Source organism: Pseudomonas sp. SIMBA_067 (assembly GCF_046534675.1).
GTDB lineage: Bacteria > Pseudomonadota > Gammaproteobacteria > Pseudomonadales > Pseudomonadaceae > Aquipseudomonas > Aquipseudomonas putida.
In genome coordinates this window covers 1-311 of the sequence record NZ_JAWRYH010000211.1, presented here as the reverse complement: position 1 = coordinate 311, position 311 = coordinate 1, and the positions used below count along the sequence as shown (strand labels likewise).

1 pseudogene is annotated in these 311 nt (G+C 37.3%); it reads right to left on the bottom strand.

Annotated elements, in window-relative coordinates:
• Window positions 1–311, bottom strand: a pseudogene (locus SB765_RS28775) (site-specific integrase); the annotation flags it as partial.

The following is a 311-nucleotide window of genomic DNA, read 5'->3' as shown; positions in this document are numbered from 1 at the left end:
ATAAGTACTGAAGTTGCCCTGTTTTAATGTGATTAAAAGTTGCTCGTGGATCTATCATTGTGAGTTTTTCCCACGTTAGCTTTTGAATATCACTCCAGCGCATACCTGTGAGGCATCCGAATAAGAATGCTCTTTTGAGTACATCATACCGGCACTCTGTTTTATAAAGTGCAGTTACTTCTTCCTCTTCTAAGTAATTACGAGGGTTTTGTTCTATCTTGATGCTTTTTACTTCGTTTACAGGATTTCGACGAATAATGCCTTCGTGAAATGCTTTATTTAAAGCCGCTCTCACTTTATTGAAATAGCAT